The sequence below is a fragment of the Cellulomonas iranensis NBRC 101100 = JCM 18110 genome, assembly GCF_001552375.1.
Lineage (GTDB): Bacteria > Actinomycetota > Actinomycetes > Actinomycetales > Cellulomonadaceae > Cellulomonas > Cellulomonas iranensis.
Window position 1 is genome coordinate 1 of the sequence record NZ_BCRB01000123.1, and the last position, 7,924, is coordinate 7,924.

The 7,924-nt window shown below is 77.1% G+C and carries 8 protein-coding genes; all 8 read left to right on the plus strand.

Features of this window, described 5'->3' with window-relative positions; all coding sequences use genetic code 11:
* The coding region (locus CS2_RS16980) for an ATP-binding cassette domain-containing protein (RefSeq protein WP_156442188.1) at positions 1 to 897 on the plus strand (897 nt) is incomplete at its 5' end.
* On the plus strand, positions 894 to 1,739 hold the full coding sequence (locus CS2_RS16985) for a DUF1684 domain-containing protein (protein ID WP_082740328.1): 846 nt from the start codon (positions 894 to 896) through the stop codon (positions 1,737 to 1,739). The genes CS2_RS16980 and CS2_RS16985, both read left to right, overlap by 4 nt.
* Entirely contained in the window at positions 1,736 to 2,332 is a 597-nt protein-coding gene (locus tag CS2_RS16990; RefSeq protein WP_201775259.1) for a GNAT family N-acetyltransferase, read from the plus strand. Before CS2_RS16985 ends, CS2_RS16990 begins: the two co-directional genes overlap by 4 nt.
* The gene (locus CS2_RS16995; protein ID WP_070320867.1) at positions 2,329 to 3,474 is read left to right on the plus strand and encodes an amino acid ABC transporter permease; all 1,146 of its coding nucleotides are present in this window, start codon (positions 2,329 to 2,331) and stop codon (positions 3,472 to 3,474) included. Before CS2_RS16990 ends, CS2_RS16995 begins: the two co-directional genes overlap by 4 nt.
* Entirely contained in the window at positions 3,471 to 4,274 is an 804-nt protein-coding gene (locus CS2_RS17000) for an amino acid ABC transporter ATP-binding protein (RefSeq protein ID WP_070320868.1), read from the plus strand. The genes CS2_RS16995 and CS2_RS17000 overlap by 4 nt, the downstream gene beginning before the upstream one ends.
* A gap of 92 nt (positions 4,275 to 4,366) precedes the next feature.
* Positions 4,367 to 5,377, plus strand: a complete 1,011-nt coding sequence (locus tag CS2_RS17005; RefSeq protein ID WP_070320869.1) for an ABC transporter substrate-binding protein — start codon at positions 4,367 to 4,369, stop codon at positions 5,375 to 5,377.
* Positions 5,378 to 5,441: 64 nt separating this feature from the next.
* Positions 5,442 to 6,674 carry an FAD-dependent oxidoreductase gene (locus CS2_RS17010; protein WP_070320870.1) on the plus strand — a complete coding sequence of 411 codons (1,233 nt, stop codon included), beginning with the start codon at positions 5,442 to 5,444 and terminating at the stop codon, positions 6,672 to 6,674.
* Between the two features lie 7 nt (positions 6,675 to 6,681).
* Positions 6,682 to 7,905: an LLM class flavin-dependent oxidoreductase gene (locus CS2_RS17015; protein WP_070320871.1), complete on the plus strand. Its 1,224-nt coding sequence runs from the start codon at positions 6,682 to 6,684 to the stop codon at positions 7,903 to 7,905.
* Positions 7,906 to 7,924: the final 19 nt, after the last annotated feature.

The window sequence follows — 7,924 nt, forward strand, 5'->3', positions numbered from 1 at the left end:
GGTGCGCCGACGGCGCGCGGCGCCGTGCCCCCGGCCGCGCGCCCTGCCGCGAGGACGGCGCCGCGGGCGACCCCACGGGTGGACGTCGCGGCGAGCGGGGCGCCCGCGCTCGTGGAGGTCGACGGGCTCACCCGCACGTTCCGCCTCGGCCCGCGGCGGTCGGGTGAGGTGCTGCGTGCGGTGGACGGCGTGACGTTCGCGGTGCCGCGCGGCTCGGCGTTCGCGCTCGTGGGGGAGTCGGGGTCCGGCAAGTCGACGACGGCGCGGCTCGTGCTCGGCCTCGACCGGCCCGACGCGGGCGCGGTCCGGTTCGACGGCGTCACCGTCGCCGCGGCCCGGGGCGTCGCCCTGCGCGACCTGCGGCGTCGCACCCAGCTGGTCCACCAGGACCCGTCGACCGCGCTCGACCCGCGCTTCACGGTCGCGCGCGCCGTCGACGAGCCGCTGCGCGCGCACCGGGTCGGCACGCCCGCCGAGCGGCGCGAGCGCGTCGCCGACCTGCTCGCCCAGGTGCACCTGTCGCCCGACCTCGCGCGTCGCCGACCCGCCGAGCTCTCGGGCGGGCAGCGTCAGCGCGTCGCGATCGCGCGCGCCCTCGCGCTCGACCCCGAGCTGCTGGTGCTCGACGAGCCGACCAGCGCGCTCGACGTGTCCGTGCAGGCCCGTGTGCTCGACCTGCTCGCGGACCTGCGCGAGCGCCGCGGCCTGACCTACCTGTTCGTCTCGCACGACCTCGCGGTCGTCCGCCGCGTCGCCGAGCACGTCGGCGTCATGCGTGCCGGCCGCCTGGTCGAGACCGGGCGCACCGCGGACGTCCTCGACGACCCGCGCGACCCCTACACCGCCGAGCTCGTCGGCGCGATCCCCGGCACGCACGCACGAGAGGACCAGCCATGACCCTGCAGGACACCGCCACCCGACCGGACGCCGACACCCCGACCGACGCCCCGTCCGCGTCGGACCGGGCCGCGACCGCCGCCGCGCACGCCGCGTGGCGCGCCGCGCGCGAGGACGAGCTGCGCGCACCGCACGGCTGGCTCTCGCCCGTCGCGTACCTCGCCGTCCCGCACGCCCCGACCGTGCTGGGCGACGTGCCCGGCCGCTGGTGGGTCGACGCCGACCAGGTGCACCACGCGGTCGGTGCCGACGTCACGACGCACGCGGTCGCCGAGGGCGGCTCGCAGGTCGTGACGACCTACCTGCCCGCCGGACGCGCACCGGCGGACGGCACCGGGACCGGCGACGTCGCGGTCGAGCTCGTGCGGCGCACGGGCCGGTACGCGCTGCGGCTGCGTGACCCCCAGGCGCCGGTGAGGGTGGCCTTCACGGGTGTCCCCGCGTACCCGCACGACGCGTCGTGGGTGCTCGACGTGCCCGTCCGGTGGTACGCCGAGCCGCGCGAGGTCGTCGTGGGAGCGGCTCGGCCCGGTCTCGTGCACCGCGTGCAGGTCGTGGGCGAGGTCGACGTCGCGCGGGACGGGCGGCGCGCGACCCTGGCGCTGACCGGCGCGCCCGGCGGCACGGTGACGCTGCTGTTCAGCGACGAGGCCGACGACGTCGCGCCGTGGCGCGTCGTGCAGGCCGGGGTCCCCGGCCCCGGTGCGACGACGCTGCGGCTCGACCTCAACCGCGCCGTCAACCTGCCGTACGCGTTCTCGGAGCACGGCACGTGCCCCGCACCCGTGCCCGGCAACCACCTGCCGTTCGCGGTGACCGCGGGTGAGCGGGTGCCGCGGTGACCACGACCGCGCCCGTGGGGGCCGGCCCCGTGCCGGGCGACGCGCTCGAGGTGCGCAGCGTGCACCTGCACGACCCGCTCGTGCGGCCCCTGATCGACGAGCTCGCGCACGAGTACTGGTCGCGGTACCGGCGCCTGCTGACCGCCGAGCAGCTGCGCGACGAGATGGAGCACTACCCGGCGGAGGAGTTCGCACCCCCGGACGGCGAGCTGCTGCTCCTGCTCGCCGACGGCGCCCCGCTCGCCGGGGGTGCGTTCCGGCGTCGCACCGAGGCCGAGCTGGGGGACGCGGCGCGCCTGGAGCGGGCCGGCACCCGGCGCCGCGACGGGACGCCCGCGGTTCGCACGGCCGAGCTCAAGCGCATCTGGACCCACTCGGCCCACCGCCGCCGCGGGCTCGCGCGCCGCGTGCTCGCCGAGCTCGAGCGGCGCGCCGCGGCCCGCGGGTACCGGCGGCTCTACCTCACGACCGGTCCGCGGCAGCCGGAGGCCGCCGGTCTCTACCTGACCACGGGCTACCGCCCGCTGTTCGACCCGACGGTCGCCCCCGCCGGTCCGCTGCCGTTCGAGAAGTGGCTGGAGGTCACGACGTGAGCACGCACCTCGCGCAGGACGAGTCGCGCCTGCTGGTCCCGCCGCCCGCGCGGCACCCGGCCGACCCGGCGGCCGGCGCCGGACCCGACGCCGGGGCCGCCGACGGACGCAGCGGCCGCGACGACCGGCTCGACGACCGTCTCGAGGGCCTGCGGATCGTCCCGGCACGGCACCCCGGGCGCTGGGTCGCGACGGCCGCGGTCGCGGTCCTGCTCGCGATGGTCGTCAGCTCGCTGGTCACCAACGACCGCTGGGAGTGGGGCGTCGTCGCGCAGTACCTCACGTGGCCGTCGGTCGTCGAGGGCGCGTGGGCGACCGTGCGGCTCACCGCCGTCGCGGCGGTCGTCGGGTTCGCGCTCGGCACGGTGCTCGCGCTCATGCGGCTGTCGCGCTCGCCGCTGCTGCGGTCGGTGTCCTGGGCGTACACGTGGGTGTTCCGGTCGGTGCCGCTGCTGCTGCAGCTGCTGCTCTGGTACAACCTCGCCTACCTGTACCCGCACCTCAGCCTCGGCGTGCCGTTCGGCCCCGAGTACCTGTGGTTCGACACGCTGTCGGTCGTCGACAAGTTCTGGGCCGCGATCCTCGGGCTCGGCCTCTCGCAGGCCGCGTACTCCGCCGAGATCGTGCGCGCCGGGATCCTGTCGGTCGACCAGGGGCAGCACGAGGCGGCCGCGTCGCTCGGGCTGCCGCGCCGCCGCCAGGTGAGCCGCATCATCCTGCCGCAGGCCATGCGCACGATCGTGCCGACGGCCGTCAACGAGGTCATCGGGCTGCTCAAGGGCACGTCGATCGTCTACGTGCTCGCGTACGGCGAGCTGTTCTACATCGTCAGCGTCATCTACGGCCGCAACGGGCGCGTCGTGCCGCTGCTGCTGGTCGCGTCGATCTGGTACCTCGTGCTGACCACGCTCATCACGGTCGTGCAGTACTACGTCGAGCGGCACTACGCGAAGGGTGCGCTGCGCACCCTGCCGCCCACGCCGCTGCAGCGCGCGCGGTGGACCGTCCAGGTCGCGGGCGCGCGGTTCACCGGGCGTGACGTGCCACCGGGCGTGCCACCGGCGTACGCCGCGCGGGCGCGCGTCGGGGTGCTGACGCGCACGTCGCGCACGGTCGCGCCGACCGCGGGGGAGCGGGCGTGAGCGCCGCGACGTCCGCGGCCGTCGACCGGCTCGCGGACGCGACGGGCCGCGTCGAGCTGCACGACGTGCACAAGGCGTACGGCACGCTCGAGGTGCTGCGTGGCGTGTCCCTGACGCTCGAGCCCGGGTCGGTCACGGTCGTGCTCGGGCCGTCGGGGTCGGGCAAGTCGACGCTGCTGCGCGTCGTCAACCACCTCGAGAAGGTCGACCGCGGGTTCGTCGCGGTCGACGGCGAGCTCGTCGGGTACCGCCGGCGCGGGCGCACGCTGCGCGAGCTCACCGAGCGGGACGTGCTGCGGCAGCGCACGCGCATCGGCTTCGTCTTCCAGTCGTTCAACCTGTTCCCGCACCTCACGGCCGTGGAGAACGTCGTCGAGGCGCCCGTCGCGGCACAGGGGCGCCCGCGCGCCGAGGTCGAGGCGGAGGCGCGCGAGCTGCTCGCGCGCGTCGGGCTCGCCGACAAGGCCGACGCGCGTCCGCGCCAGCTCTCGGGCGGTCAGCAGCAGCGCGTCGCGATCGCGCGCGCGCTCGCGCTGCGTCCGTCGGTGCTGCTGTTCGACGAGCCGACGTCGGCGCTCGACCCCGAGCTCGTCGGCGAGGTGCTCGACGTCATGAAGGACGTCGCGCGCACCGGCACGACGCTGCTCGTCGTCACGCACGAGATCGGGTTCGCGCGCGAGGTCGCGGACACCGTCGTGCTGCTCGACCGCGGCGTCGTCGTCGAGCAGGGCCCGCCTTCCCAGGTGCTCGACGCGCCGCGCCACGAACGCACGCGCGCCTTCCTGCAGAAGGTCCTCTGACCCCGACCCGCCCGCACGTCCCCTCCTGCCACCCGCCGGTCCCGCGGCGCGCCGTACCCGCGCGCCGTCCTCCCCACCCCGAGAGGTCTCCCGTGACACCGAACGCCCGCACCTCCCGCGCGCTCGCCGCGCTCGCCCTGCTGCCGCTGCTCGCGCTCACCGCGTGCTCCGGGGTCAGCACGCAGGCGCCCGCCGCCGCGGCGCCCGACGACGCGGGCACCTCGACCGCCGCGGCACCCGCCGGGCTCGCCGTGAGCACGAGCCCCGACCAGGACCGCGTGCGCACCACCGAGTCGCCCGAGGCGATCGCGCTGCTGCCCGCCGCGTGGGCCGCCAAGGACGAGCTCGTCGTCGCGATCAGCGCCGGCGCCGCACCGCCCCTGGGGTTCCTCGCGGACGACGACAAGACACCCATCGGCAACGAGACCGACATCGCCCAGCTCGTGGCCGACGCGCTCGGCAAGGAGCTGCGCCTCGAGGTCAAGGCGTGGGCCGACTGGCCGCTCGCGCTCGGCTCGGGCGACGTCGACGCCGTCATCTCCAACGTCACCGTGACCGAGGAGCGCAAGGAGACCATCGACTTCTCGACGTACCGCAACGACGAGCTCGGCTGGCTCGTCGCGGCCGACTCCGACGTCGAGCGCATCGCCGAGCCGGCCGACGTCGCGGGCCTCGTCGTGGGCGTCGGCTCGGGCACCAACCAGGAGAAGATCCTGCTCGAGTGGGACCGGCAGAACACCGCCGCCGGGCTCGACCCGGTGCAGGGACCCGAGTACTACGAGCAGTTCTCCGACGTCCTGCTCGCGCTGCAGTCCGGGCGGCTCGACGCCTACGTCGGGCCCAACGCGTCGCTCGCGTACCAGGCGGCCGTCAGCCCGCAGGACTTCAAGGTCGTCGGCACGCTCAACGGCGGCTGGCCCGACACCGCGCAGATCGCCGTCGCGACCCGCAAGGGCGCCGACGCGGCCGACGCTGTGACCGCCGCGATCAACCACGCGATCGCCGACGGCAGCTACGCGCGGGTCCTCGAGCGCTGGGGCCTGACGTCCGAGGCCGTCGCGGAGTCGCAGACCAACCCGCCCGGGCTGCCGAAGACGTCCTGACGACGTCCCGCACCCCACCGCCCACCCACGCACGCGTCGCGCCCGCGACGGGAGAGGAGCACGCATGACCGAGCACGTCGACCACGTCGTCGTCGGCGGCGGCGTCATGGGGTCGGCCGCGGCCTGGCACCTCGCCCGGCGCGGGCGCGACGTCGTCCTGCTGGAGCGGTTCGCACCTGGGCACGTGCACGGCGCGTCCCACGGCGCGTCGCGCATCTACCGCACCACGTACTCCGAGCCGGTCTACCTCGACCTCGCGCAGGAGGCGCTCCGGTGGTGGCGCGAGCTCGAGGCCGCCGCGGGCGTCGCGCTGCTCGAGATCACCGGTGGCGTGAGCCACGCGCACCCGGGCACAGCGGCGGCCGCGCGCGCCGAGGCCGTGGCCGCCGCGTTCGCCGCGCGCGGGATCGCGCACACGTGGCTCACGCCCGACGCGGCCGCCGAGCGGTGGCCCGGCCTGCGGTTCGAGGGCCGCGTGCTGCACGAGACCGCGACCGCCGGCCGGCTGCACGCCGACCGTGCCGTCACCGCGCTGCAGCGCGCCGCGGCCACCCACAGCGCCGACGTGCGGCACGAGGCGCCCGTGCGGCACCTCGAGCCCGTGCCCGGAGGCGTGCGGGTCGTCACGCGGCACGGCGACCTCGTCGCGCGGCGCGTCGTCGTCACGGTCGGGGCGTGGAGCGCGGGGCTCGTCGGGCCGCTGCTCGGGGGGCCGTTCGCGGGCTCGCGCACCGGCCCGCCGGTGCGGCCCGAGGACGTCCTGCCGCTCGTCGTCACGCAGGAGCAGCCCGCGCACCTCGCCGCGCGCGACCCCGCGCTGCTCGCCACGTGGCCGAGCTTCACGCACGACCCCGGCCCCGACGCGGGCTGGCCCAGCGGCGTGTACGGGCTGGTGACGCCCGGCGAGGGGGTCAAGGTCGGGTTCCACGGCGTCGGGCCGGTCACCGACCCCGACCGGCGTACGTACCGGCCCGAGCCCACGCAGCTCGCGGCCCTGCGCGAGTACGTGCGCACGTGGCTGCCCGGGCTCGACCCCGACGACCTCGCGCCCGTGAGCTGCACGTACACGACCACGCCCGACCACGACTTCGTGCTCGACCGGCGCGGACCGCTCGTCGTCGGCGCCGGGTTCTCCGGCCACGGCTTCAAGTTCGCGCCCGCCGTCGGGCGCGTGCTCGCCGACCTGGCCACGGGCGACGCGCCCGGTCCCGCCCCGTTCGCGCTCGCCCGGTTCGCGCGGCCCCGGCCCGTCCCGGCCCGGCCCGCGCGCGCCGCCGTCCCCACCCCGAGAGGCTGACCGACCCATGACGCACCCCCGCGCGGCCCGCGTGCCGCTGTCCGTCCTCGACCTCGCCGTCGTCCCCGAGGGGTCGACCGGCGCCGACGCGCTGCGCACCGCCGTCGACCGCGCCGTCCTGCTCGACCGGCTCGGCTACCGGCGCGTCTGGTACGCCGAGCACCACCTCGGCGCGGGCGTCGCGTCGGCGGCGCCGGCGGTGCTCGCTGCGGCCGTGGCCGCTCGCACGTCGCGCATCCGCGTGGGCAGCGGGGCGGTGCTGCTGAGCACGACGAGCCCGCTGGTCGCGGCCGAGCAGTTCGGGACGATCGCGGCGCTGCACCCCGGGCGCGTCGACCTCGGGCTGGGGCGCGCGCTCGCGCCGCGCGACGTCGGCGGACGGCGCTCCGACCAGCCCGCACCGGCGCTCGCACCCGCGCTCGCACCCGCGCGGGACGTCGACGGGCTGCACGTGCCCGCCGCGCCGCCGCTCGACCTCGGCGACTCGGCGCTGCGCGAGCGGCTGCTCGCGCAGCAGCGGGTCGTCGGCGCCTCGCGCACGGCCGCGAGCTTCCGCGCCGAGCTCGAGCTGGTGCTCGCGCTGCACGCCGGCACGTACCGCGACGAGGACGGCCGCCCGTACGTCAGCCCGCCCGTGCAGGGCGCCGACTGGCAGCTGTGGGTCCTCGCGTCGAGCGCCGGCGAGAGCGCCCGCGTCGCGGGCGAGCTGGGCCTGCCGCTCACCGCGAACTACCACGTGAGCCCGGCGACGACGCTCGACACGGTGGCCGCGTACCGCGCGGCCTTCCGGCCCGGCGTGCTCGCGGCGCCGTACGTCGCGGTCTCGGCCGACGTGCTCGTGGCCGACACCGACGAGCGCGCCCACGACCTCGCCGCGCCGCACGCCGACTGGGTGCTGTCGATCCGCCGCACCGCGGGCGGCGCCCGCACCTACCCGCGGCACGCGTCCGTCGCCTGGCAGGACCGCCCCGACGACGAGCGCGCGGTGCTGCGCGACCGCGTCGACACGCGGTTCGTCGGCGACCCGACCGCGGTCGTCGCCGGCCTGCAGACGCTGCAGCGCGTCACGGGGGCCGACGAGCTCGTCGTCACGACGTCGACCCACGACCCCGCCGACACCGCGCGCTCGTTCGCGCTGCTCGCGCACGCGTGGGGGCTGCCCGCCGAGGGTGCGCCCGCACCCGCCGCGGCGCCCGAGCGGCACCCCGCCCCGGCCCTCGCCACCCCCTGATCCCTCCCGCCCCGGCCCC

Coding starts and splice junctions, on each gene's coding strand:
- CS2_RS16985 (WP_082740328.1), top strand. CDS start 894: ATGACCCTGCAGGACACCGCCACCCGACCGGACGCCGACACCCCGACC.
- CS2_RS17010 (WP_070320870.1), top strand. CDS start 5,442: ATGACCGAGCACGTCGACCACGTCGTCGTCGGCGGCGGCGTCATGGGG.
- CS2_RS17015 (WP_070320871.1), top strand. CDS start 6,682: ATGACGCACCCCCGCGCGGCCCGCGTGCCGCTGTCCGTCCTCGACCTC.